Consider the following 25,378-nt stretch of genomic DNA (forward strand, 5'->3'; position numbering starts at 1 on the left):
GATGCGTGGGTTATTGTTTGGCCTTTCAGAACTTTCCGTGAGCAAACATATTTTGAGCAAAAAAACGCCTGCCAAACCAGCAAAAGTAAACACGACGCACGCCACTTTCAGGAAATGCCCCTTGCCAGGGTTGTACCCGCAGGGACCAATACAGAAAAACACCTCTCGGAAAAGTTCCATGGAAAAATTCACTACTAACCATGTACCGAACCATCTGACAGATAATTCCTAAGATAAAACCAGATACCTGATCCGTCCTACTAATTAACCGAATGAATTTAAACACAAATACTCATATACGGTTAACCTACCAACTTCCAGATACAAAAATCACAAGCAACCCATAATAAACAGCAACACCCTCAACATCAGAAAAAATATTAAACATGATTAAACAACAACGCCCAAAATTACAGTCAAAAAAAATGGCCCCTCATTCGAGGGACCACTTTTTATCCAGCCTGGACGACATCAGAACAACTTGCGGCCCTTGTTGGCCGCAATGCGCATGCGCAGAGCGTTGAGCTTGATGAAGCCAGCGGCGTCGGCCTGGTTGTAGGCGCCGCCATCTTCTTCAAAGGTCGCGATGTTGGCGTCGAACAGCGACTCATCGGACTTGCGACCGGTGACAATCACGTTGCCCTTGTACAGCTTCAGGCGCACAACGCCGTTCACATGGACCTGGGACGCGTCGATCATCTGTTGCAGCATCAGGCGCTCAGGGCTCCACCAGTAGCCGGTGTAGATCAGGCTGGCGTACTTGGGCATCAGCTCGTCCTTGAGATGAGCCACTTCACGGTCCAAGGTGATGGACTCGATGGCGCGGTGAGCGCGCAGCATGATGGTGCCACCCGGGGTTTCGTAGCAGCCACGGGACTTCATGCCCACGTAGCGGTTTTCGACGATATCCAGACGGCCGATACCGTGCTCGCCACCGATACGGTTCAGGGTCGCCAGTACGGTGGCCGGAGTCATTTCGACACCGTCCAGCGCAACGATGTCGCCGTTGCGGTAGGTCAGTTCCAGGTACTGCGGCTTGTCAGGAGCGTTCTCCGGGGAGACGGTCCATTTCCACATGTCTTCTTCGTGCTCGGTCCAGGTGTCTTCCAGTACGCCGCCTTCATAGGAAATGTGCAGGAGGTTGGCATCCATCGAGTACGGGGACTTTTTCTTACCGTGGCGCTCGATCGGGATGGCGTGCTTTTCAGCGTAATCCATCAGCTTTTCACGGGACAGCAGGTCCCACTCACGCCAAGGAGCAATCACTTTCACGCCTGGCTTCAAGGCATAGGCGCCCAGTTCGAAACGCACCTGGTCGTTGCCCTTGCCGGTGGCACCATGGGAAATGGCGTCTGCACCGGTTTCATTGGCAATTTCGATCAGGCGCTTGGCGATCAGAGGACGTGCGATGGAAGTACCCAGCAGGTACTCGCCTTCGTAGACGGTGTTGGCGCGAAACATCGGGAAAACGAAATCGCGGACGAATTCTTCGCGCAGGTCGTCAATGTAGATCTCTTTGACGCCCATGGCTTGCGCCTTGGCTCGTGCAGGTTCGACCTCTTCGCCCTGACCCAGGTCAGCGGTAAAGGTCACCACTTCACAGTTATAAGTATCCTGCAGCCACTTGAGGATCACCGAAGTGTCCAGGCCGCCGGAATACGCGAGAACGACCTTGTTTACGTCGGCCATGCCATCACTCCACGGGGTTTTACGGAAAGGCGTCGATTCTACCGATCAAAACCGTGAAATTACAGGGGCGCGACAGCAAATGAAGATAAAGCGACAGATTATGTCGGGCGAGCGACGAATGGCCGCACCTAAGAGGTCGCTGCCGCATTCGCCGGGCCCGCAGCCTGAGGCGCCGGTTTTTCAGGGGCAGGCACGCGGTCGAGGTGGATATTCACCCGTCGGTTCTTCGCCCGGTTGGCCGGATTGGTATTGGGTACCAAGGGATAACGTTCACCGTGGAAGCGCAGGACGATCTGCGATTCGGGAATGCCATTGGCCTTGAAGAAGTCCATCACGGCCAAGCCCCGGCGTCGGGACAGGTCACGATTGGTCAGGCGGTTGCCGCTGTTGTCCGAGTGGCCGTCCAGCTCGATATGGTTGACCGTAGGATCGGCCTTGATGAACTCAAGCATCACCATCAACTTGGCCTTGGCGGCCGGGTCCAGGTCGATGCCGCCGCCCGGAAAGCCGACTTCAGCCTGCTTGACCTGCTCGAAGTTCATCGGCAGCAACTTCGCGGTACACAACTGGTAGTCGCTGTAGGCCTTGTTAAAGCGTACCGGCAGCAGGCGGATCTCCGAATAACCGCCATCCCGCGAATAGTGGCGCACGGTCGGGCTGCGGCCATCGAGCAAGCCATTGAACAGGCGCCCGGCCTGGGCCTGGGAACTGTTGAACAGCACATCACCACTGCCGGCCCGCACGGCGCCGAGGTTGATATCACCGCGCCCAGGCTGCCACGGCGCGGCCGCCGCCAATAGTGTTGCAGAGCCGACGCCCAACGCACCGTTGTAGGCTTTCAAACGAAATGTCGCCTGCTCGCCGGCCCGGCGCACGAACTCACCCGAACCAAAATCGGCGATAGGTTGGCTCAAGCGGCACTCGAACTTGTCGCCTTCCACCTTCCACTCAATATTTTCCAGGCGCGTCTGGAACGTCAGGGCCATCGCGGGCAGGCTGGCGAACACGCTGAGCAGGGCTAGATATTGCTGGCGCACGGGCGGCTCCACTGGTTTCTACAACACAACAAGGCGTCATACATCGTTAAGGCATACCCAGGGATATCGGTCGCGTCCTGCAAAACTTGATAGCGAGTGCCTGCAAGAGTCTTTTCCGGTAGCATTCCCACCAGATTGACCCGCCTGGAATCCCCAATGTCCGACCGCCTGACCCTGCTGCGTCCCGACGACTGGCATATTCATCTTCGCGATGGTGCTGCGTTGCCCCAAACCGTGGCCGATGTTGCGCGCACGTTTGGCCGCGCCATCATCATGCCTAACCTGGTACCTCCGGTGCGCAATGCCGCAGAAGCCGACGCCTATCGCCAGCGCATCCTCGCTGCGCGGCCGGCCGGCAGCCGCTTCGAACCGTTGATGGTGCTCTACCTGACCGACCGCACCCAGCCCGCCGAAATCCGCGAGGCCAAGGCCAGCGGTTTCGTACACGCCGCCAAGCTGTATCCGGCCGGCGCCACGACCAACTCCGACTCCGGCGTGACCAGTATCGACAAGATCCTGCCCGCCATCGAAGCCATGGCCGAAGTGGGCATGCCGCTGCTGATCCACGGTGAAGTCACCCGTGGCGATGTCGATGTGTTCGATCGCGAGAAGATCTTCATCGACGAACACATGCGCCGTGTGGTCGAACTGTTCCCGACCCTCAAGGTGGTGTTCGAGCACATCACCACCGCAGACGCCGTGCAGTTCGTCACCGAGGCGTCGGCCAACGTCGGCGCGACCATCACCGCGCATCACCTGCTGTACAACCGCAACCACATGCTGGTGGGCGGGATCCGGCCGCACTTCTATTGCCTGCCGATCCTCAAGCGCAACACCCACCAGGTGGCGTTGCTCGATGCGGCTACCAGTGGCAGTGCGAAGTTCTTCCTCGGCACCGACTCGGCGCCCCACGCCCAGCACGCCAAGGAAGCGGCCTGCGGCTGTGCCGGCTGCTACACCGCTTATGCGGCGATCGAGCTGTACGCCGAGGCCTTCGAGGCGCGTAACGCCCTGGACAAACTCGAGGCTTTCGCCAGCCTCAATGGCCCGCGCTTCTACGGCCTGCCGGCGAATACCGACCGTATTACCCTGGTCCGTGAAGACTGGACCGCCCCCACCAGCCTGCCATTTGGCGAGCTGACCGTTATCCCGCTGCGCGCCGGTGAAACACTGCGCTGGCGCCTGCTGGAGGAACACAAGTGAGTGAAGACCATTACGACGACGAACAGGAACACGGTGGCGGCGGTTCGCGCCATCCGATGGCCGAGCGTTTTCGCGGCTATCTGCCTGTCGTTATCGACGTAGAAACCGGCGGCTTCAATTGCGCTACCGATGCGCTGCTGGAAATTGCAGCAACCACCATCGGCATGGACGAACAGGGCTTTGTGTATCCAGAACACACCCATTTCTTCCGCGTCGAGCCGTTTGAAGGCGCCAACATCGAAGCCGCAGCCCTGGAATTCACCGGGATCAAGCTCGACCATCCGTTGCGCATGGCCGTCAGCGAAGAAGCGGCATTGACCGATATCTTCCGTGGCGTTCGCAAGGCCCTGAAGGCCAACGGCTGCAAACGCGCGATCCTGGTCGGCCACAACAGCAGCTTCGACCTGGGCTTCCTCAACGCCGCCGTGGCGCGCCTGGACATGAAGCGCAACCCGTTTCACCCGTTCTCCAGCTTTGACACCGCCACCCTGGCTGGCCTGGCTTATGGCCAGACCGTACTGGCCAAGGCGTGCCAGGCAGCCGGTATCGACTTCGACGGTCGCGAGGCCCACTCAGCTCGCTACGACACCGAGAAGACTGCCGATCTGTTCTGCGGCATCGTCAACCGCTGGAAGCAGATGGGCGGCTGGGAAGATTTCAGCGACTGATTGAATCGCCAAATCCCACGCATAAAAAAACCGGCCCTCTCAGGCCGGTTTTTTTTCACCGCGAACCTGGCTTACAGCTTGCCAGCGTTCTCGGTCAGGTAAGCCGCAACGCCTGCTGGCGAAGCGTTCATGCCTTTGTCGCCTTTTTTCCAGTTGGCTGGGCAGACTTCGCCGTGCTCTTCGTGGAATTGCAGAGCGTCGACCAGGCGGATCAGCTCTTCCATGTTACGGCCCAGCGGCAGGTCGTTGATGATCTGCGAGCGCACAACGCCCTTGTCGTCGATCAGGAACGCGCCACGGAAAGCCACGCCGCCTTCGGACTCAACGTCGTAGGCCTTGGCGATGTCGTGCTTCATGTCGGCAGCCATGGTGTATTTGACTTTGCCGATGCCGCCATCATTGATAGCGGTGTTGCGCCAGGCGTTGTGGGTGAAATGGGAGTCGATGGAAACGGCGACCACTTCAACGTTACGCGCCTTGAAATCGTCCATGCGGTGATCCAGGGCGATCAGCTCGGACGGGCAGACGAAGGTGAAGTCCAGCGGATAGAAGAACACCAGGCCGTATTTGCCTTTGATGGCTTCAGACAGCTTGAAGCTGTCAACGATTTCGCCATTGCCGAGGACGGCTGGGACGTCGAAATCCGGGGCTTGTTTGCCGACGAGTACGCTCATTGGTTATCTCCTGATGGTAATTGAAGTAAATGGACCGCCCTTGAGTCTGCCGCGAATTGACGACAGGCCTGTGACGCGATCACGCTTCGTAAAGACCGACCATCATACCTGAAAAAAGCCGTTCGTCAGTGTGGGGGCCAGGGCGGGCAACGGTTTGAGAAAGCACTTTGACAATCATTCTCGTTAACATTAAGATCCATCGCACTTAAGCCTTAAACCGCGATGGTTCTCCCTTATGTATGTCTGCCTCTGCACTGGCGTCACCGACGGACAAATCCGCGAAGCGATCTATGAAGGTTGCTGCAGCTACAAGGAAGTGCGTGAAACCACCGGCGTTGCCAGCCAATGTGGCAAATGTGCCTGCCTTGCCAAGCAAGTGGTACGGGAAACCCTGACAAAACTGCAGGTAGCCCAGGCGGCGATCCCCTACTCGGCAGAATTTACACACGCCTGAAACAGCCTATTTTAAAGAACCGGACTTAGTGTCCGGTTTTTTTATGCCTGTAATTCAAATAGTTAGGGCCAAGACGCGGAACACAAACATTCTTATTCCGATTAATTTTCATTTATTATTCAATAACTTAGGTTTGACACCAGTAATTGCGCAGCTCAAACTCCGCCCTATATACAACGAACACAGGGCAGGACCCCAATCATGAAAGGCGACATCTCAGTCATCCAGCAACTCAACAAAATCCTTGCCAATGAACTGGTCGCGATCAATCAGTACTTCCTGCATGCACGCATGTATGACGATTGGGGTCTGGAAAAGCTCGGCAAGCGTGAGTACAAGGAATCGATCAAGGCCATGAAGGACGCAGACGCGCTGATCAAGCGCATCCTGTTCCTCGAAGGCCTGCCGAACGTCCAGGACCTGGGCAAGCTGAACATCGGCGAGCACACCCTGGAAATGCTCAACAGCGACCTGGGCTTCGAGCGCAAGAGCCATGCCGACCTCAAGGCCGCCATCGCCCATTGCGAAACCAAGGGCGACTTCGGCAGCCGCGAACTGCTGGAAGACATCCTCGAAGACCAGGAAGAACATATCGACTGGCTGGAAACCCAAGTTGGCCTGATCGACAAAGTGACCCTGGAGAACTACCTGCAATCGCAAATGGGTGAATAACCCATCGCCTGCCGGTAAACATCAGGCACAAAAAAGCCCCGCTCTCGAATGAGAAGCGGGGCTTTTTATTGCGCGCCAATTACGCTTCGGTCTTGGCCGCCGCTTTTTCAGCAGCATCCTTGATCAGCGTTTGCAACGAACCATCAGCCGCCATTTCGGTGATGATGTCGCTACCGCCGACCAGCTCACCGGCCACCCACAGTTGTGGGAAAGTAGGCCAGTTGGCGTACTTGGGCAGATTGGCGCGGATTTCCGGGTTTTGCAGGATATCGACGTAAGCGAACTTTTCGCCACACTGCATGACAGCCTGGGAGGCCTTCGCGGAGAAGCCGCACTGCGGGGCATTCGGCGCGCCCTTCATGTAAAGCAGAATGGTGTTGTTAGCAATCTGCTCTTTAATCGTTTCGATGATATCCATGGAACACCTCGGCTGGAACTTTGCGACTCACAGGTCGGCACGGTGGCGCATTGTAACGCAAAATCCCAGCGTGGTGCTCGGGCTCCCCGACAGACTCACTGCGTCACGCCGCCGCGACCTGCACCGGCACGCCATTCAATGCCGCGTTGCCCGACAACTCATCCAACTGCCGCTCATCCGTCAGGTCGTTGGCACTGGCCCCCGGCTGCGCGCTGGCAATGTTCATGTGCACGCCCGGCCGGTCATGACCCCAACCGTGGGGCAGGCTGACCACACCGGGCATCATCTCCAGGCTGGCCAGCACTTGCACCTCGATCATGCCGATCCGCGAACTGACCCGCACACGCTGCCCGTCACTGAGCTGGCGATTGGCTAAGTCATCCGGGTGCATCAGCAACTGGTGCCGCGGCTTGCCCTTCACCAGCCGGTGATAGTTATGCATCCATGAATTATTGCTGCGTACGTGCCGGCGGCCGATCAACAGCAACTCATCGACCTTGGGCAACGGCAATGCGGCAAACCGCGCCAGGTCCGCGAGGATCACTGCTGGCGCCGCCTGCACCCGACCATTGGCGGTTTTCAAGCGCGCGGCCAGGTTGGCCTTCAGCGGCCCCAGGTCCAGGCCGTGGGGATGCTCGGCCAACATCGCCACTGACAACTTGTGCGTGGAGGCGTCGCCATAGGCTCCCGCCCGCAGGCCCAGGTCAATCATCTGCGCCGGCGCCAGGGTCGGCTTGAGCGGGTTGCCGGTGCGGGCCGCAAACGCTTGGGCCAGGCCGACGAAAATCTCCCAGTCGTGCAGTGCACCCTCGGGCTTGGGCAGAATCGCCCGGTTGAAGCGCGTGACATTGCGCACTGCAAACATGTTGAAGGTGGTGTCGTAGTGATCGTTTTCCAGGGCCGAGGTCGATGGCAGGATCAGGTCGGCATAGCGTGTGGTCTCGTTGATATACAGATCGACACTGACCATGAACTCCAGGCCGTCCAGCGCCTGCTCGAGTTGCCGCCCATTGGGCGTGGACAGCACCGGATTGCCAGCCACTGTCACAAGTGCGCGGATTTGTCCTTCGCCCTCGGTGAGCATTTCTTCGGCCAGGGCCGACACCGGCAACTCGCCACTGTACTCGGGACGCCCGGACACCCGGCTCTGCCAACGATTGAAGTGCCCGCCGGACGTGGCCGCCACCAGGTCTACCGCAGGCTCAGTGCACAAGGCACCGCCGACCCGGTCCAGATTGCCGGTAACCAGATTGATCAACTGCACCAGCCAGTGGCACAAGGTACCGAACGCCTGGGTCGACACCCCCATGCGCCCGTAACAGACGGCCTTGTCTGCCGCCGCAAAATCCCGCGCCAACTGGCGAATCTGCTCGGCCGGCACCGCGCATTGCGCGCTCATGGCCTCGGCGGTAAAGCCCGCGACAGCGCGGCGCACCTCGTCCAGACCATCCACCGGCAAGTGGCTGTCGCGGGTCAGGTGCTCGTTGAACAATGTGTTGAGTAACCCAAACAGCAACGCCGCATCGCCACCGGGGCGCACAAACAGATGCTGGTCGGCCATGGCCGCCGTCTCACTGCGCCGGGGGTCGACCACCACCACTTTGCCGCCACGTGCCTGAATGGCCTTCAGGCGTTTCTCCACGTCCGGCACGGTCATGATGCTGCCATTGGAGGCCAGTGGATTGCCGCCAAGGATCAGCATGAAGTCGGTCTGGTCGATATCCGGGATGGGCAGCAACAGGCCATGGCCGTACATCAGGTGGCTGGAAAGGTGATGGGGCAACTGGTCTACCGATGTCGCAGAGAAGCGGTTGCGCGTCTTCAACTGCCCGAGGAAGTAATTGCTGTGGGTCATCAAGCCATAGTTATGCACGCTGGGGTTGCCCTGATACACCGCCACCGCATTGTGCCCATGCCGTGCCTGGATCCCCGCCAGCCGTTCGGCCACCAGGGCGAAGGCCTCGTCCCAGGGGATCGGCTGCCATTCGCTGCCCACCCGCAACATGGGTTGGTGCAGGCGATCGGGATCGTTCTGAATATCCTGTAGGGCCACGGCCTTGGGGCAGATATGGCCGCGGCTGAAGGTGTCCTGTGCATCACCCTTGATCGAGGTGATGGCAATACTGCCATCATCCGAGGTGGTGGTTTCCAGGGTCAGGCCGCAGATGGCTTCGCACAGGTGGCAGGCACGGTGATGGAGAGTCTTGGTCATGGCCAGTCTCTTTATTAGGGCTTTGGCCCGACTATGAGCCGCGCCCATCGGCGGCGCCAGCAACGTTCGCCCCGTGAATCAACGGGCATCAGGCCAGGCCATGGGTAAGCATGAGCAAATGTTTCAGAAACCTCCCACACCGCCCAGGAAACCGACCCAACCTGGCCCGGGGCCGTCATCACACATTGCAAAAGGTCGCGGCGCCAGTGTACAAATGACCCGCTGCTGTCCGTAAACAGGCCTCAAAAGTGCAATTCCCGCCCCTTTGAACACCCCTAAAAAACCGTAGCCTATTGGTAAGACGCGACATTTAGTGTCAATATCGCGCCTTCCCCTATTTCGTCGCCCCGTGCGGCTTTCGCCGCAGGTCTCGCCCGTTGTCACAATAAACAAGGCTTTGAGTATCTGCGGTCTGTTGCAAAAAGGTAGTTAATGATGAGCGCAAGGCACTTTCTCTCCCTGATGGATTGCACGCCCGAAGAGCTGGTCAGCGTGATCCGTCGAGGCATTGAGCTTAAAGACCTGCGTAATCGCGGCGTACTGTTCGAGCCTTTGAAAAACCGCGTACTCGGGATGATTTTCGAGAAATCGTCCACCCGTACCCGCCTGTCCTTCGAAGCCGGCATGATCCAGCTCGGGGGCCAGGCCATTTTCCTGTCGCCACGGGACACCCAACTGGGCCGTGGCGAGCCGATCAGCGATTGCGCCATCGTCATGTCGCGCATGCTCGATGCGGTGATGATCCGTACCTTCGCCCACAGCACCCTCACCGAATTTGCCGCCAACTCGCGGGTGCCGGTGATCAACGGCCTGTCCGATGACCTGCATCCCTGCCAGTTGCTCGCCGATATGCAGACGTTCCTCGAACATCGCGGCTCGATCCAGGGCAAGACCGTGGCCTGGATCGGCGATGGCAACAACATGTGCAACAGCTATATAGAAGCGGCGATCCAGTTCGACTTCCATCTGCGCATCGCCTGCCCCGAGGGCTATGAGCCGAGCGCCGAATTCCTGGCCAAGGCCGACGCCCGCGTACAAATCGTGCGCGACCCGAAGGACGCCGTGATCGGCGCGCACCTGGTGAGTACCGACGTCTGGACCTCCATGGGCCAGGAAGACGAGACCGCCAAGCGCTTGGCCCTGTTCGCACCTTATCAAGTCACCCGCGAATTGCTCGACCTCGCCGCGCCGGATGTGCTGTTCATGCACTGCCTGCCGGCCCATCGCGGCGAAGAAATCAGCCTCGACCTGTTGGACGACTCGCGCTCCGTCGCCTGGGACCAGGCAGAAAACCGCCTGCACGCCCAGAAGGCCTTGCTGGAGTTCCTGGTCCCACCGGCGTACCACCACGCATGAGCCAGCCACTTCTGCTGAATCTACGCAATCTGGCATGCGGCTATCAGGACCAACGGGTGGTGCAGAACCTCAACCTGCACCTTAACGCCGGCGATATCGGTTGCCTGCTGGGCTCCTCGGGCTGCGGCAAAACCACTACCCTGCGGGCGATTGCCGGGTTCGAACCGGTGCACGAAGGTGAGATCAACCTGGCCGGCGAAGTGATCTCCAGCGCCGGCTTTACCCTGGCACCGGAGAAACGTCGCATTGGCATGGTGTTCCAGGACTACGCGCTATTTCCGCACCTCTGCGTGGCCGACAACATTGGCTTCGGCATTCGCAAACACCCGCACAAAGAGCGCGTGGTCGCCGAGCTGCTGGAATTGGTCAACCTGAAGAACCTGGGCAAGCGCTTCCCCCACGAACTGTCTGGCGGCCAGCAACAGCGCGTGGCCCTGGCCCGTGCGTTGGCGCCGGAGCCGCAATTGCTGCTGTTGGACGAACCCTTTTCCAACCTTGACGGTGAACTGCGGCGCAAGCTCAGCCATGAAGTGCGCGACATCCTCAAGGCGCGTGGCACCAGTGCGATCCTGGTCACCCATGACCAGGAAGAAGCGTTTGCCGTGAGCGATCACGTCGGCGTGTTCAAGGAAGGCCGGCTGGAGCAGTGGGATACGCCCTACAACCTCTATCACGAACCGCTGACACCCTATGTCGCGAGCTTTATTGGCCAGGGTTATTTCATCCGTGGCCAGTTGAGCACGCCGGAGTCGGTCAGCACCGAGTTGGGCGAGTTGCGCGGTAATCGTGCCTATACCTGGCCGACTGGCTCTGCGGTAGACGTTTTGCTGCGCCCGGATGACATCGTGTATGCACCGGACAGCGCCTTGAAAGCGCAGATTGTCGGCAAGACCTTCCTGGGTGCCTCGACCTTGTACCGCTTACAGTTGCCGACCGGCGCCCAGCTGGAATCGATTTTCCCCAGCCATGCCGATCATCAGGTGGGTGCGCAGGTGGGGATCCGCGTGGCGGCCGAACACCTGGTGCTGTTCCAGGCCTCGGGGAGCACGGCGGCGCAGATTCCGCAGGTGGAGTCCGGCGTGCGGCGCTACAGCACTGCCAGCTGAAGAAACCGAATCCAAAATGTGTACAGGCTTGTGTGGGAGCCTGGCTTGCCCGCGATGCAGGCGCCTCGGGTTGTCAGCTACAGCGAGGTGATGCTATCGCAGGCAAGCCAGCTCCCACAGAGGCTCGCTCCCACATTTGATCCCACCGTTATTGAATTCAAGCCCGGCCAATCGGCGCAAATTTGCCCTGGGTCTGCTCGGCCAACACCGCCGCCGCCAACTCCACTTCCAAGCCCCTCCTACCCGCACTGACAAAAATTGTCGCAAAAGGCTGTGCGCTCTCATCGATGAAGGTGCGCAAGCGTTTCTTCTGCCCCAGCGGGCTGATTCCTCCCAACAAATAGCCGGTGGAACGCTGCGCCGCCGCGGGGTCGGCCATTTCGACTTTCTTCACCCCTGCCGCGTGCGCCAGGGCCTTCAAATCCAGACTTCCGACGACCGGCACCACCGCCACCAATAACTCGCTCTTTTCGCTGCTGGCGAGCAGGGTCTTGAACACCCGCGCCGGGTCGAGACTCAACTTCTCCGCGGCCTCCAGGCCATAAGAGGCAGCCTTGGGGTCATGTTCGTAACTGTGGATACGATGTTCGGCGCGAACTTTTTTCAACAAGTCCAATGCGGGTGTCATGGGGGCTCCAGGCTCGGGGGAAACGTGGAAAAGCAGGCCACCGATTCTAGGACAAACCCAGGCAAAACGCTCTAGTGCAGGGCGCTGTGCGACGAATCCGCGCAGATCCTGGCCACGCTCGCCGCCCATTGCGTCGCCTTGTTGCGGCGATCATTCACCGTGTTAATAGTTTGAAAATGACCGACCGTTCACTTTCGACCTTTGACAGCGGTGTTTCTTGTCTATATTTTTTCGTTTCCGAATACTGTAGGAATCTATCCACAGTGTCCGAGCAGTAAGCCGTGACCAGGATGGGGATCCTCGTCGCGGTGAAAATCGCGCACCGCCCGTTGTGGCACCGCGCCAGACAAGAAAAAAAATCGAGGTTTTCAATGACAACTGCTCTTCAACAGCCTTCTCTTTCAAGCCAATGCATGGCCGAGTTCCTCGGCACAGCGCTGCTGATCTTCTTCGGCACCGGCTGTGTCGCTGCGCTCAAGGTCGCGGGTGCCAGCTTTGGCTTGTGGGAAATCAGCATCATCTGGGGGATCGGCGTGAGCATGGCGATCTACCTGAGCGCCGGCATTTCCGGGGCTCATCTCAATCCAGCCGTCAGTATCGCGCTGTGCATCTTTGCCGATTTCGACAAGCGCAAACTGCCCTTCTACATCATTGCCCAGGTTGCCGGCGCCTTTTGCTCGGCCGCGCTGGTCTACACGCTCTACAGCAACCTGTTTTTCGATTACGAACAAACTCACCAGATGGTCCGCGGCTCCGCAGCCAGCCTGGAGCTGGCCTCGGTGTTCTCTACCTACCCCCACGCCTTGCTGAATACAGCCCAGGCGTTCCTGGTGGAAATGGTCATCACCGCCATCCTCATGGGCGTGATCATGGCCTTGACCGACGACAACAATGGCTTGCCCCGTGGCCCGCTGGCCCCGCTGCTGATCGGTTTGCTGATCGCGGTGATCGGCAGCGCCATGGGCCCGCTGACCGGGTTTGCGATGAACCCGGCACGGGATTTCGGCCCTAAACTGATGACGTTTTTCGCCGGTTGGGGTGAAATGGCCTTCACCGGCGGGCGCGATATTCCTTATTTCCTGATTCCGATCTTTGCACCGATTGTCGGTGCCTGCCTCGGCGCTGCGGCCTATCGCGGGTTGATTGCCCGCCATCTGCCCAACGCCACAGCGGCTACAACTGATGCAGCCGAAACCGCCGCCAGCGGTAACACCCGAACTTCCTGAAAGCGGTAGCCTGGGCCCTTCTGCCCCTTTGCGGCCCAGGCTACTTACCCATTCCCTTTTTCCGTCCAAGGCAATCGACATGACCGACACACAGAATAAGAACTACATCATTGCCCTCGATCAGGGCACCACCAGTTCCCGGGCGATCATCTTTGATCGTGACGCCAACGTGGTGTGCACCGCCCAACGCGAATTCGTCCAGCACTACCCGCAAGCCGGCTGGGTCGAGCACGACCCGATGGAAATCTTCGCCACCCAAAGTGCCGTGATGGTCGAGGCCCTGGCACAAGCCGGCCTGCATCACGACCAGGTTGCCGCCATCGGCATCACCAACCAGCGTGAAACCACGGTGGTCTGGGACAAGATCACCGGCCGCCCGATCTACAACGCCATCGTCTGGCAGTGCCGACGCAGCACCGAGATCTGCCAGCAGCTCAAGCGCGACGGCCATGAGCAATACATCAGCGACACCACCGGCCTGGTCACCGACCCGTACTTCTCCGGCACCAAGCTGAAGTGGATCCTCGATAACGTCGAAGGCAGCCGCGAACGCGCGCGCAACGGCGAACTGCTGTTCGGCACCATCGACAGCTGGCTTATCTGGAAATTTACCGGCGGCAAGACCCACGTCACCGACTACACCAACGCCTCGCGCACCATGCTCTTCAACATCCACACCCTGGAGTGGGATGCGAAGATGCTCGAGGTGCTGGACATCCCGCGGGAAATGCTGCCGCAAGTGAAGTCCTCCTCGGAAATCTATGGCCGCACCAAAAGCGGGATTGCCATCGGCGGCATTGCCGGTGACCAGCAAGCCGCTCTGTTCGGCCAGATGTGCGTCGAGCCGGGCCAGGCGAAAAATACCTACGGCACCGGCTGCTTCCTGCTGATGAACACCGGCGACAAGGCCGTCAAGTCCCAGCACGGCATGCTCACCACCATCGCCTGCGGCCCCCGTGGCGAAGTGGCCTACGCGCTCGAAGGCGCGGTGTTCAACGGCGGCTCCACCGTGCAGTGGCTGCGCGACGAACTGAAGATCATCAACGACGCCCACGACACCGAATACTTCGCCAACAAGGTCAAGGACAGCAACGGCGTATACCTGGTGCCGGCGTTCACCGGCCTGGGCGCTCCGTACTGGGACCCCTATGCCCGTGGTGCGCTGTTCGGCCTGACCCGTGGCGTACGCGTGGATCACATTATTCGTGCAGCCCTGGAGTCGATTGCCTACCAGACCCGCGACGTGCTCGACGCCATGCAGCAGGACTCCGGCGAACGCCTCAAATCCCTGCGGGTGGACGGCGGTGCGGTGGCCAATAACTTCTTGATGCAGTTCCAGGCCGATATCCTCGGCACCCAGGTCGAGCGCCCGCAAATGCGCGAGACCACGGCGTTGGGCGCGGCCTACCTGGCCGGCCTGGCCTGTGGTTTCTGGGGCAGCCTGGATGAATTGCGTGGCAAGGCGGTGATCGAGCGCGAATTCGAACCGCAACTGGACGAGGCAGCCAAAGAAAAACTCTACGCCGGCTGGAAAAAAGCGGTCAGCCGCACCCGCGACTGGGAACCCCACGAAGGCGCCGAATAAGCCACGCGCCGGACCCACTTAGGGTTGTAACTGGCAGGGAGCAGATTCCTGCGTCATCATGGGCCACTTTTTTGTACGGCAGCCCAAAGGACGCCCCATGAATCTGCCTCCCCGTCAGCAGCAAATCCTCGAACTGGTCCGCGAACGCGGCTACGTCAGTATCGAGGAAATGGCGCAGCTGTTCGTTGTGACCCCGCAAACCATCCGCCGCGACATCAACCAACTGGCCGAAGCCAACCTGCTGCGTCGCTACCACGGCGGCGCCGCCTATGACTCCAGCGTCGAAAACACCGAGTACGCCATGCGTGCCGACCAGATGCGCGATGAAAAACAGCGTATCGGCGAAGCCATTGCCGCACAGATCCCCGATCATGCCTCGCTGTTCATCAATATCGGCACCACCACCGAATCCATCGCCCGGGCGCTGCTCAACCACAGCCACCTGAAGATCATCACCAACAACCTCAACGTCGCCATGATGCTCAGCGCCAAGGACGACTTTGACGTGCTGCTGACTGGCGGCAATGTGCGCCGTGACGGCGGCGTGGTGGGCCAGGCCAGCGTGGACTTCATCAACCAGTTCAAGGTCGACTTCGCCCTGGTGGGTATCAGCGGCATCGATGAGGACGGCAGCCTGCTCGACTTCGATTACCAGGAAGTGCGGGTTTCCCAGGCGATCATTGCCAATGCACGCAAGGTGATCCTGGCGGCGGACTCGAGCAAATTCGGGCGCAATGCCATGATTCGCCTGGGGCCGATCAGCTTGATTGATTGCCTGGTCACCGATCAGCAGCCGGTGCCGGCGCTGGTGCAGTTGTTGAGCCAGAACAAGATTCGCCTGGAAGTCGTCTGATCTGGCCCTGAGATCTCTGGCGCCTGGACCACCTTCATCGCGGGCAAGCCCGCTCCCACAGTTGGAATGCGTTCAACCTGTGGGAGCGGGCTTGCCCGCGATGGCAACCTAAAGAGCAACAACCCTCTTGAGCCAGCAGCAGGCTCAATGTTCACAATTTTTCCTTTCCCCGCCCTTCGATGAGTTTTTTCAATCGAAGTCGACTGGCTGTGCCCGCGTTTATAGGCTACCATTTTCGCAAATGAACATTAATGTTCGAATTCAAATATAAATAAAGATCGCGAGGCCAGCCGATGACCCCTTCTACCTTGCCTGCTCCACCCCTTGCCGAAGTCTATGATGTTGCCGTTATCGGTGGTGGGATCAATGGCGTGGGCATCGCGGCAGACGCGGCCGGTCGCGGCCTGTCGGTATTCCTTTGCGAAAAGGACGACCTGGCCAGCCACACCTCGTCCGCCAGCAGCAAGCTGATCCACGGCGGCCTGCGCTATCTTGAACATTACGAATTCCGCCTGGTGCGCGAGGCCCTGGCCGAACGCGAAGTGCTGCTGGCCAAGGCTCCGCACATCGTCAAGCAGATGCGCTTTGTGCTGCCCCATCGCCCGCACCTGCGCCCGGCCTGGATGATTCGCGCCGGCCTGTTCCTGTATGACCACCTCGGCAAGCGCGAAAAACTCGCAGGTTCCAAGAGCCTGAAGTTCGGTGCCGACAGCCCGCTGAAAAGCGAGATCACCAAGGGCTTCGAATACTCCGACTGCTGGGTCGACGACGCACGCCTGGTAGTACTCAATGCCATGGCCGCCCGGGAAAAAGGTGCGCATATCCACACCCAGACCCGCTGCGTCAGCGCCCGTCGCAGCAAGGGCCTGTGGCACCTGCACCTGGAACGCGCCGATGGCAGCCTGTTGTCGATCCGCGCCAAGGCCCTGGTGAATGCGGCCGGCCCGTGGGTCGCCAAATTCATCAAGGATGACTTGAAGCTCGATTCGCCCTACGGCATCCGCCTGATCCAGGGTAGCCACCTGATCGTGCCAAAACTGTACGAAGGCGCCCATGCGCACATCCTGCAGAACGAGGATGGGCGTATCGTCTTCACCATTCCGTACCTCAACCACCTGACCATCATCGGCACCACCGACCGTGAGTACACCGGCGACCCAGCGAAAGTGGCGATCACCGAAGGTGAAACGGACTACATGCTCAAGGTGGTCAATGCCCACTTCAAGCAGCAGTTGAGTCGCGACGATATCGTGCACACCTATTCCGGCGTGCGTCCGCTGTGCAACGACGAGTCGGATAACCCGTCGGCCATCACCCGCGACTACACCCTGGCGCTGTCCGGTACTGGCGAGGAAGCGCCGATCCTGTCGGTGTTCGGCGGCAAGCTGACCACCTACCGCAAGCTTGCCGAGTCGGCCCTGGCGCAACTGGCCCCGTACTTCCCGCATATCAAGCCAAGCTGGACGGCCAAGGCCAGCCTGCCCGGCGGCGAAGACATGAGCACCCCAGAAGCCCTGGCCTCGGACATTCGCAGCAAGTTCGAGTGGATCCCCAGCGAAATCGCCCGCCGCTGGTCGACCACCTATGGCAGCCGCACCTGGCGCCTGCTCGAAGGCGTGCAATCGCTGGCCGACCTGGGCGAACACCTGGGTGGTGGCCTGTACACCCGGGAAGTCGACTACCTGTGCGCCGAGGAATGGGCGACCCAGGCCTACGACATCCTGTGGCGCCGCACCAAACTGGGGCTGTTCACCACCTCCGAGGAGCAGGAAAACCTGCAGCGCTACCTGGTCAAGGTCGAGCAGAACCGCAACAAGATCGAAGCGGCCTGAGTGACAAAGCCCCTGCACCGAAAGGTCCAGGGGCTTTTTTTGGCTCGCACATCGTAAGCAGACTCCTACAAATTCGGTTTTCCGAACGCGATACCTCCCCCTATTCGGTTTGCCGGACTTAAACACCGGATAAACATCGTCACATAAAGTTAATCACCATATAAATCATATAGTTAGATCTTTATTAGCAGTCTGGCACGACTCATGCTCTACACTTGGGACGTGTTTGCCTGAGATGCTTCAGGAGCCGTCACAGGCATTCGCTGTATCGAAAGAGCCGTCCAGGCTTCATAAAAAAAACAAATGTCGAGGAAGTATTGATGCGTATCGTTCCCCATATTTTGGGCGCAGCCATTGCTGCCGCTCTGATTAGCACTCCAGTCTTCGCCGCCGAACTGACCGGCACGCTGAAGAAAATCAAAGAGTCGGGCACCATCACCCTGGGCCACCGCGACGCCTCCATTCCGTTTTCCTACATTGCGGATGGTTCGGGCAAGCCAGTGGGCTACTCCCACGACATTCAACTGGCCATCGTCAAAGCTGTCGAGAAAGACCTCGGCATGAAGGAAGGCGAGCTGAAGGTCAAATACAACCTGGTCACGTCGCAAACCCGTATCCCGCTGGTGCAGAACGGCACCGTGGACGTTGAGTGTGGTTCCACCACCAACAACGTTGAGCGTCAGCAACAAGTCGACTTCTCCGTCGGCATCTTCGAAATCGGTACCCGTCTGCTGTCCAAAAAGGACTCGACCTACAAGGATTTCGCTGACCTCAAGGGCAAGAACGTCGTGACCACCGCCGGCACCACGTCCGAGCGCATTCTCAAGTCCATGAACGCTGATAAGCAGATGGGCATGAACGTGATCTCCGCCAAGGACCACGGTGAGTCCTTCCAGATGCTGGAAAGCGGCCGCGCCGTTGCCTTCATGATGGACGATGCGCTGCTGGCCGGTGAAATGGCCAAGGCCAAGACGCCTACCGACTGGGCCGTGACCGGCACGCCGCAATCCTTCGAAATCTACGGCTGCATGGTTCGCAAAGGCGATGCACCGTTCAAGAAGGCTGTGGATGACGCCATCATCGCCACCTACAAGTCTGGCGCAATCAACGACATCTACACCAAGTGGTTCAGCTCGCCGATCCCACCAAAAGGCCTGAACCTGATGTTCCCGATGAGCGACGAACTCAAGGCCCTGATCGCCAATCCGACCGACAAAGCGGCGGACGACAAAACGGCTGAAAAAAAGTCCTGATTCCGAACTAACCTTATCCCCTGGGGGAGCCAACCCTCCCTCAGGTGCCTGTTACTACCTGCTGGCATTATTTGGAACACTCGACCTGGCGGTTTGCGAGCCGATCGTGTGTGTCTGACGTTCACCGTCAGGCGGGAATGGATCTTCCCCAAGCGGGTGCTTGTACATCGATCGATTTCGGGGGAGACCCTAATGAATTACAACTGGGACTGGGGCGTATTCTTCAAGTCCACCGGCGTGGGCAGCGAGACTTATCTCGACTGGTTCATCTCCGGTTTGGGCTGGACCATCGCCATCGCCGTCGTGGCATGGATCGTCGCCTTGCTACTGGGCTCGATGCTGGGTGTGATGCGCACGATGCCTAACCGCCTCGTAGCCGGTATCGCCACCTGCTACGTGGAACTGTTTCGTAACGTGCCGCTGCTGGTTCAGCTGTTCATCTGGTACTTCCTGGTACCTGACCTGCTGCCACAAAACCTGCAGGACTGGTACAAACAAGACTTGAACCCGACCACCTCGGCCTACCTGAGCGTTGTCGTGTGCCTGGGCCTGTTCACCGCCGCCCGCGTATGTGAACAAGTGCGTACCGGTATCCAGGCGCTGCCTCGCGGCCAGGAAGCCGCCGCGCGTGCCATGGGTTTCAGCCTGTCACAGATCTACTGGAACGTGCTGCTGCCCCAGGCCTACCGGATCATCATCCCGCCGCTTACCTCGGAATTCCTCAACGTGTTCAAGAACTCCTCCGTGGCGTCCTTGATCGGCCTGATGGAATTGCTGGCACAAACCAAGCAGACCGCCGAATTCTCGGCCAACCTGTTTGAAGCCTTCACCCTGGCCACGCTGATCTACTTCACCCTGAACATGAGCCTGATGCTGCTGATGCGCCTGGTCGAGAAGAAAGTCGCGGTGCCTGGCCTGATTTCCGTGGGGGGCAAATAATGGACTTCGATTTCAGCGGCATTATCCCAGCCATGCCCGGCCTGTGGAACGGCATGGTCATGACCTTGAAGCTGATGGTCATGGGCGTGGTCGGCGGTATCTTCCTCGGTACCATCCTGGCCTTGATGCGCCTGTCCTCCAGCAAACTGCTGTCGCGCGTGGCCGGCGCCTATGTGAACTACTTCCGCTCGATCCCGCTGCTGTTGGTGATCACCTGGTTCTACCTGGCGGTACCATTCGTATTGCGCTGGATCACTGGCGAAGACACGCCAATCGGTGCATTCACCTCCTGCGTCGTGGCCTTCATGATGTTCGAGGCGGCGTACTTCTGCGAAATCGTGCGGGCCGGCGTGCAGTCGATCCCCAAGGGCCAGATGGCTGCGGCACAAGCGATGGGCATGACCTACAGCCAGACCATGCGCCTGATCATCCTGCCCCAGGCGTTTCGCAAGATGACCCCGCTGCTGCTGCAGCAGAGCATCATCCTGTTCCAGGACACCTCGCTGGTCTACACCGTGGGCCTGGTGGACTTCCTCAACTCCGCCCGCTCCAACGGCGACATTATCGGCCGCTCCAATGAGTTCCTGATCTTTGCCGGTGTCGTCTACTTCATCATCAGCTTTGCCGCCTCGCTGCTGGTCAAGCGTCTGCAAAAAAGGTTTGCCGTATGATCTCTATCAAGAACATCAACAAGTGGTATGGCGACTTCCAGGTGCTGACCGATTGCAGCACTGATGTCAAAAAAGGCGAAGTGATCGTGGTGTGCGGGCCATCCGGCTCGGGCAAGTCCACCCTGATCAAGTGCGTCAACGCCCTGGAACCGTTCCAGAAAGGTGACGTTGTGGTCGACGGCACCTCGATTGCCGACCCGAAGACCAACCTGCCGAAACTGCGCTCGCGCGTGGGCATGGTGTTCCAGCACTTCGAACTGTTCCCGCACATGACCATCATAAAGAACCTGACCGTCGCACAGGTGAAGGTGTTGGGCCGCAGCGAAGAAGAGGCCAAGAAGAAAGCCCTGCAATTGCTCGAACGCGTGGGCCTGTCGGCGCACCAGGACAAGCATCCAGGCCAGCTTTCCGGCGGCCAGCAACAGCGCGTGGCGATTGCCCGTGCCCTGGCCATGGACCCGATCGTCATGCTGTTCGACGAACCGACTTCGGCCCTGGACCCGGAGATGGTCAACGAAGTGCTGGACGTGATGGTGCAACTGGCCCAGGAAGGCATGACCATGATGTGCGTGACCCACGAAATGGGCTTCGCCCGCAGAGTGGCCGACCGTGTGATCTTCATGGATGCCGGCAAGATCATCGAAGACTGCCCTAAAGATGAGTTCTTCGGCGATATCAGCGCCCGTTCCGAACGTGCGCAGCACTTCCTCGAGAAAATCCTGCAGCACTAAGCACAACACAGCGTCCACTGTAGAAACCGGGCCCTGTGGGAGCGGGCTTGCCCGCGATTGCGGCGTATCAGTCAACCTGTCTGTGGTTGACCTACCGTCATCGCGGGCAAGCCTGCTCCCACACCGGTCCAGGCAAGCGCTGGTTGACCCAAGGCATCTGTGATGAAATGCGACCCCACCCTCTATCGCGCCGCGCCGCCATCACTTGCCGTGAAGCCTCGTCTGATTCGCCAGTTGTTCCTGCCGCCCCTGATCATCCTGTTGATGATCGGCCTGGGTTTTATCGGCTTCTGGACCAGCGAGCACTACGGCATCCGCACCCTGGGCGAGAACGGCGAGCGTCAGTTGGAGCTGCATGCGCGCACGGTCGAGAGTGAGATCAGCAAATACACCTACCTGCCCAGCCTGCTGGAACTGGAATCCAGCGTCTCCAGGCTGTTGGCCGAGCCAAGCCCGGAACACCGGCAAGCCGTCAACGAATACCTCGAAGGCCTGAACCGGCGTAGCCGCAGTCGGGCGATTTATGTGATGGACACCACCGGCCGTGTGATGGCCACCAGCAACTGGCGCGATGTTGACAGCTACCTGGGTGAAGACCTGTCGTTCCGCGCCTATTTCCAGAACGCCGTGCGTGGCCAGCCCGGCCGTTTCTATGGCATCGGCAGCACCAATGGCGAACCCGGCTACTACCTGGCCCATGGCCTGGAAGAACGCGGCAAGATCATTGGCGTCGCGGTGGTCAAAGTGCGCCTCGAAGCGCTGGAAGAACGCTGGCAGCGCGCGCGCCTGGAAGCTTTTGTCAGCGATGAGAACGGCATCATCATCCTCTCCAGCGACCCGGCGCGCCGGCTCAAGGCCGTGCGCCCGCTGAGCGACGATACCAAGGAGCGCCTGGCTCGCAGCCTGCAATATTACTGGGCGACCCTCAACGAACTGCAACCCCTGGCCCGCGAACAGCTGGATGCTGGTACCGAGAAGCTGACGTTCCCGGCCAACAGTGAAGTGGTGACCGACGACCAGGAAGTCACCTACCTCGCCCAGACCCGACCGCTGAACGACACGCCGTGGAACTTCACCCTGCTCACCCCGCTCAACGACCTGCGCCAGGCGGCGATCAACCAGGGCATCCTCGTCGCCGTGGCCTTTGCCCTGGTGGCGTTCCTGCTGATTGCCTGGAACGAGCGACGCAAGGTGATCGCCACGCGCCTGGCTGCCCGCGAGGCCCTGCAAGAAGCCAACAACCAGCTGGAGCGGCGGATTGCCGAGCGCACCGCCGACCTGCGGGCCAGCAACGAACGGCTCAAGGCGCAGATCCGCGAACGCCGCCAGGCCGAAGAAACCCTGCGCCGGGCCCAGGACGAATTGGTCCAGGCCGGCAAACTGGCGGCCATCGGCCAGATGTCCACCAGCATCGCCCATGAACTGAACCAGCCCCTGGCGGCCCTGCGCACCTTGTCCGGCAACACCGTGCGCTTCCTGGAACGCGGAGCCCTGGATACTGCCAGCACCAATCTCAAGACCATCAACGAACTGATCGACCGCATGGGCCGCATCACCGCCAGCCTGCGCTCGTTTGCCCGACGCGGCGACGACCAGGGCGAAGCCAGCCTGGGCAAGGCCGTGGATGCGGCGTTCCAGGTCCTGGGCAGCCGCCTCGACAGCCTGCCGCTGACCGTCCACCGTGGTTTTAGCCAGGCCCTGTTGCAGATCGACCAGACACGCCTGGAGCAGATCCTGGTCAACCTGATCGGCAACGCCCTGGATGCGATGCACGCCCAACCCGCCCCCGAGTTGTGGCTGGAAAGCGATATCAGCGACGGAAAATATCGCCTGCGGGTGCGGGACAACGGGCATGGCATCGACCCTGAGACCCGCAAGCATCTGTTCGAACCCTTTTTTACCACCAAACCCGGCGAGCAAGGGCTGGGCCTGGGCCTGACCCTGTCGGCCAGCCTTGCAGCGGCCACCGGCGGCAACCTGGCCGTCGAGCCCCCGGCCGTTGGTGGTACGGCCTTTGTCCTGAGCCTGCCCCTGGCAGGCCATCAACCCGGCGAATCGATATGAACAGCCAACCCAATACCGAACTGACCGTGCTGATCGTCGAAGACGATCCCCATGTGTTGCTCGGCTGCCAGCAAGCCCTGGCCCTGGAAGATATTCCCAGCGTCGGCGTGGCCAGCGCCGAAGAGGCTCTCAAACGTGTCGGCGAAAACTTTGCCGGCATTGTGATCAGCGATATCCGCTTGCCCGGTATCGACGGCCTGGAGCTGTTGACCCGCCTCAAGGCCCTGGATAAAAGCCTGCCGGTGGTGCTGATCACCGGCCACGGCGATATTTCCATGGCCGTGGGCGCGATGCGCAACGGTGCCTATGACTTCATGGAAAAACCCTTTTCCCCGGAGCGCCTGGTAGACGTGGTGCGCCGCGCCCTCGAACAGCGCGGCCTGGCCCGGGAGGTCTGGGCGCTACGCCGGCAACTGGCCGAGCGTGACTCCCTGGAAGGCCGGATCATCGGGCGCTCGCCGGCGATGCAGAACCTGCGCGAGCTGATCGCCAACGTCGCCGACACCTCGGCCAACGTGCTGATCGAAGGCGAGACCGGCACCGGCAAGGAGCTGGTCGCCCGCTGCCTGCACGACTTCAGCCGCCGCCACGCCCACCAGTTCGTCGCCCTGAACTGCGGTGGCCTGCCGGAAAACCTGTTCGAAAGCGAGATTTTCGGCCACGAAGCCAACGCCTTTACCGGCGCGGGCAAACGGCGGATCGGCAAGATCGAACATGCCCACGAGGGCACGCTGTTCCTCGACGAAGTGGAAAGCATGCCGATGAACCTGCAGATCAAACTGCTGCGGGTCTTGCAGGAGCGCACCCTGGAACGCCTGGGTTCGAACCAGAGCGTGGCCGTGGATTGCCGGGTGATCGCCGCCACCAAGTCCGACCTCGACGAATTGAGTCGCGCCAACCAGTTCCGCAGCGACCTGTACTACCGCCTGAACGTGGTCACCCTGGAACTGCCGCCGCTGCGCGAGCGTCGTGAAGATATCCTGCAACTGTTCGAACACTTCCTGCAGCAGTCCTCCCTGCGCTTTGACCGCATCGCCCCGGAACTGGACAACCAGACCCTGTCCAGCCTGATGAGCCACGACTGGCCCGGCAACGTGCGAGAACTGCGCAACGTCGCCGAACGTTTTGCCCTGGGCCTGCCGGCCTTCAAGAAAAGCGGCACCAGCCCCGACAACCATGGCCTGGCCTTTACCGAGGCGGTGGAAGCCTTTGAACGCAACCTGCTCAGCGACGCCCTGCAACGCAGCGGCGGCAACCTGACCCAGGCCAGCCTGGAACTGGGAATGGCCAAGACCACCCTGTTCGACAAGGTCAAGAAATACGGCCTGAGCCATTAAGGAGAACTGCGTGGATTTAGTCTTCAAGGCCGCCCTCGGTGCGGCGGTGGTATTGCTCCTGGCGGTGCTGGCCAAAACCAAGAACTATTACATCGCCGGCCTGGTGCCGCTGTTTCCGACCTTTGCCCTGATCGCCCACTACATCGTCGGCAAGGGCCGGTCGGTAGACGATCTGAAGACCACCATCGTGTTCGGCATGTGGTCGATCATTCCGTACTTTGTGTACCTGGCGACGCTGTACGTGATGGTCGATCGCATGCGCCTGGAGGCCTCACTGGCGGTGGCCGCAGTGGCGTGGTTGATGGCGGCGACGGTGCTGGTGAGTGTGTGGATTCGAATCCACGCCTGACACTCCACCGCTCCCCTGTGGGAACTGGACCAACTCGACACCCCCATAAAACCGAGCTGCCTACATCGCAGCCTCGCTAAAGCTCGACAGCTCCCACATTTGCTCCGTGTGCCTCCCCAATCCCTTGTAGGAGCTGTCGAGCCCCGGCGAGGCTGCGATAGGATCAACTCGGTACACCTGCAAAACCGAGCTGCCTGCATCGCAGCCTCGCTAAAGCTCGACAGCTCCCACATTTGCTCCGTGTGCCTCCCCAATCCCTTGTAGGAGCTGTCGAGCCCCGGCGAGGCTGCGATGGGATCGACTCGGTACACCTGCAAAACCCAGTCGCCTGCATCGCAGCCTCGCTAAAGCTCGACAGCTCCCACATTTGCTCCGTGTGCCTCCCCAATCCCTTGTAGGAGCTGTCGAGCCCCGGCGAAGC

At 60.0% G+C, this 25,378-nt stretch carries 23 protein-coding genes; 17 read left to right on the forward strand and 6 right to left on the reverse strand.

What is annotated here, in order from left to right; translation table 11 throughout:
- Window positions 1-471: 471 nt before the first annotated feature.
- Window positions 472-1,689 (reverse strand): argininosuccinate synthase, encoded by a 1,218-nt coding sequence (locus HBO05_RS05745; protein WP_029295244.1) that lies wholly within the window; start codon window positions 1,687-1,689, stop codon window positions 472-474.
- Between the two features lie 128 nt (window positions 1,690-1,817).
- Window positions 1,818-2,726, reverse strand: a complete 909-nt coding sequence (locus HBO05_RS05750) for an OmpA family protein (protein WP_169954445.1) — start codon at window positions 2,724-2,726, stop codon at window positions 1,818-1,820.
- Between the two features lie 156 nt (window positions 2,727-2,882).
- Here HBO05_RS05750 and pyrC point away from each other — a divergent pair, with 156 nt between their 5' ends.
- Window positions 2,883-3,929, forward strand: a complete 1,047-nt coding sequence (gene pyrC / locus HBO05_RS05755) for a dihydroorotase (RefSeq protein ID WP_032858441.1) — start codon at window positions 2,883-2,885, stop codon at window positions 3,927-3,929.
- On the forward strand, window positions 3,926-4,597 hold the full coding sequence (gene rnt / locus HBO05_RS05760; protein ID WP_029295237.1) for a ribonuclease T: 672 nt from the start codon (window positions 3,926-3,928) through the stop codon (window positions 4,595-4,597). The genes pyrC and rnt overlap by 4 nt, the downstream gene beginning before the upstream one ends.
- A gap of 71 nt (window positions 4,598-4,668) precedes the next feature.
- Here the strand turns inward: rnt and HBO05_RS05765 are convergent, their stop codons facing one another.
- Window positions 4,669-5,271 carry a peroxiredoxin gene (locus tag HBO05_RS05765; RefSeq protein WP_032858443.1) on the reverse strand — a complete coding sequence of 201 codons (603 nt, stop codon included), beginning with the start codon at window positions 5,269-5,271 and terminating at the stop codon, window positions 4,669-4,671.
- 235 nt (window positions 5,272-5,506) lie between these two features.
- On the opposite strand from HBO05_RS05765, the gene HBO05_RS05770 reads away from it, so the two are divergent.
- Entirely contained in the window at window positions 5,507-5,725 is a 219-nt protein-coding gene (locus tag HBO05_RS05770) for a bacterioferritin-associated ferredoxin (RefSeq protein ID WP_038442994.1), read from the forward strand.
- A 201-nt stretch (window positions 5,726-5,926) separates the two neighbouring features.
- Window positions 5,927-6,397 (forward strand): bacterioferritin, encoded by a 471-nt coding sequence (bfr, locus tag HBO05_RS05775; protein ID WP_038442996.1) that lies wholly within the window; start codon window positions 5,927-5,929, stop codon window positions 6,395-6,397.
- 79 nt (window positions 6,398-6,476) lie between these two features.
- On the opposite strand, the gene grxD is transcribed toward bfr, so the two are convergent.
- Together grxD and HBO05_RS05785 are read right to left on the reverse strand one after the other, a co-directional pair.
- Complete coding sequence (gene grxD / locus HBO05_RS05780) at window positions 6,477-6,815, reverse strand: Grx4 family monothiol glutaredoxin (protein ID WP_172312015.1); 339 nt, start codon at window positions 6,813-6,815, stop codon at window positions 6,477-6,479.
- Window positions 6,816-6,918: 103 nt separating this feature from the next.
- Window positions 6,919-9,027, reverse strand: a complete 2,109-nt coding sequence (locus HBO05_RS05785) for a molybdopterin oxidoreductase family protein (RefSeq protein ID WP_169954447.1) — start codon at window positions 9,025-9,027, stop codon at window positions 6,919-6,921.
- Between the two features lie 435 nt (window positions 9,028-9,462).
- On the opposite strand from HBO05_RS05785, the gene argF reads away from it, so the two are divergent.
- Complete coding sequence (argF, locus tag HBO05_RS05790) at window positions 9,463-10,383, forward strand: ornithine carbamoyltransferase (protein WP_169954448.1); 921 nt, start codon at window positions 9,463-9,465, stop codon at window positions 10,381-10,383.
- Window positions 10,380-11,489 carry an ABC transporter ATP-binding protein gene (locus HBO05_RS05795; RefSeq protein ID WP_169954449.1) on the forward strand — a complete coding sequence of 370 codons (1,110 nt, stop codon included), beginning with the start codon at window positions 10,380-10,382 and terminating at the stop codon, window positions 11,487-11,489. The genes argF and HBO05_RS05795 overlap by 4 nt, the downstream gene beginning before the upstream one ends.
- 157 nt (window positions 11,490-11,646) lie before the next feature.
- On the opposite strand, the gene ybaK is transcribed toward HBO05_RS05795, so the two are convergent.
- The gene (gene ybaK, locus HBO05_RS05800; RefSeq protein WP_170041832.1) at window positions 11,647-12,117 is read right to left on the reverse strand and encodes a Cys-tRNA(Pro) deacylase; all 471 of its coding nucleotides are present in this window, start codon (window positions 12,115-12,117) and stop codon (window positions 11,647-11,649) included.
- 371 nt (window positions 12,118-12,488) lie between these two features.
- Here ybaK and HBO05_RS05805 point away from each other — a divergent pair, with 371 nt between their 5' ends.
- The 11 genes from HBO05_RS05805 (at window position 12,489) to HBO05_RS05855 (ending at window position 24,957) form a co-directional block, all read left to right on the forward strand.
- The gene (locus HBO05_RS05805) at window positions 12,489-13,343 is read left to right on the forward strand and encodes an MIP/aquaporin family protein (protein ID WP_169954451.1); all 855 of its coding nucleotides are present in this window, start codon (window positions 12,489-12,491) and stop codon (window positions 13,341-13,343) included.
- 79 nt (window positions 13,344-13,422) lie between these two features.
- Window positions 13,423-14,928 (forward strand): glycerol kinase GlpK, encoded by a 1,506-nt coding sequence (gene glpK, locus HBO05_RS05810; protein ID WP_169954452.1) that lies wholly within the window; start codon window positions 13,423-13,425, stop codon window positions 14,926-14,928.
- A gap of 97 nt (window positions 14,929-15,025) precedes the next feature.
- Window positions 15,026-15,781 carry a DeoR/GlpR family transcriptional regulator gene (locus HBO05_RS05815; protein WP_038443004.1) on the forward strand — a complete coding sequence of 252 codons (756 nt, stop codon included), beginning with the start codon at window positions 15,026-15,028 and terminating at the stop codon, window positions 15,779-15,781.
- A gap of 293 nt (window positions 15,782-16,074) precedes the next feature.
- A complete protein-coding gene (gene glpD, locus HBO05_RS05820) occupies window positions 16,075-17,613 on the forward strand; it encodes a glycerol-3-phosphate dehydrogenase (RefSeq protein ID WP_170041831.1) in 1,539 nt (512 codons plus the stop codon).
- 320 nt (window positions 17,614-17,933) lie between these two features.
- A complete protein-coding gene (locus HBO05_RS05825; RefSeq protein WP_169954454.1) occupies window positions 17,934-18,866 on the forward strand; it encodes a glutamate/aspartate ABC transporter substrate-binding protein in 933 nt (310 codons plus the stop codon).
- Between the two features lie 192 nt (window positions 18,867-19,058).
- Window positions 19,059-19,805, forward strand: coding sequence for an amino acid ABC transporter permease (locus HBO05_RS05830; protein ID WP_169954455.1), 747 nt, complete (start codon window positions 19,059-19,061; stop codon window positions 19,803-19,805).
- Window positions 19,805-20,476 (forward strand): ABC transporter permease subunit, encoded by a 672-nt coding sequence (locus tag HBO05_RS05835; RefSeq protein ID WP_169954456.1) that lies wholly within the window; start codon window positions 19,805-19,807, stop codon window positions 20,474-20,476. The genes HBO05_RS05830 and HBO05_RS05835 overlap by 1 nt, the downstream gene beginning before the upstream one ends.
- The gene (locus HBO05_RS05840; RefSeq protein ID WP_170041829.1) at window positions 20,473-21,207 is read left to right on the forward strand and encodes an amino acid ABC transporter ATP-binding protein; all 735 of its coding nucleotides are present in this window, start codon (window positions 20,473-20,475) and stop codon (window positions 21,205-21,207) included. The genes HBO05_RS05835 and HBO05_RS05840 overlap by 4 nt, the downstream gene beginning before the upstream one ends.
- A 162-nt stretch (window positions 21,208-21,369) precedes the next feature.
- Window positions 21,370-23,271 (forward strand): ATP-binding protein, encoded by a 1,902-nt coding sequence (locus HBO05_RS05845; RefSeq protein WP_170056801.1) that lies wholly within the window; start codon window positions 21,370-21,372, stop codon window positions 23,269-23,271.
- Window positions 23,268-24,608 (forward strand): sigma-54 dependent transcriptional regulator, encoded by a 1,341-nt coding sequence (locus tag HBO05_RS05850; protein WP_170041828.1) that lies wholly within the window; start codon window positions 23,268-23,270, stop codon window positions 24,606-24,608. The genes HBO05_RS05845 and HBO05_RS05850 overlap by 4 nt, the downstream gene beginning before the upstream one ends.
- A gap of 10 nt (window positions 24,609-24,618) precedes the next feature.
- Window positions 24,619-24,957 (forward strand): GlpM family protein, encoded by a 339-nt coding sequence (locus HBO05_RS05855; RefSeq protein WP_057438356.1) that lies wholly within the window; start codon window positions 24,619-24,621, stop codon window positions 24,955-24,957.
- The last annotated feature ends 421 nt before the right edge of the window (window positions 24,958-25,378 follow it).

Origin of the sequence: Pseudomonas sp. WS 5079, assembly GCF_012985465.1 — a bacterium.
In the GTDB taxonomy this organism is placed as follows: domain Bacteria; phylum Pseudomonadota; class Gammaproteobacteria; order Pseudomonadales; family Pseudomonadaceae; genus Aquipseudomonas.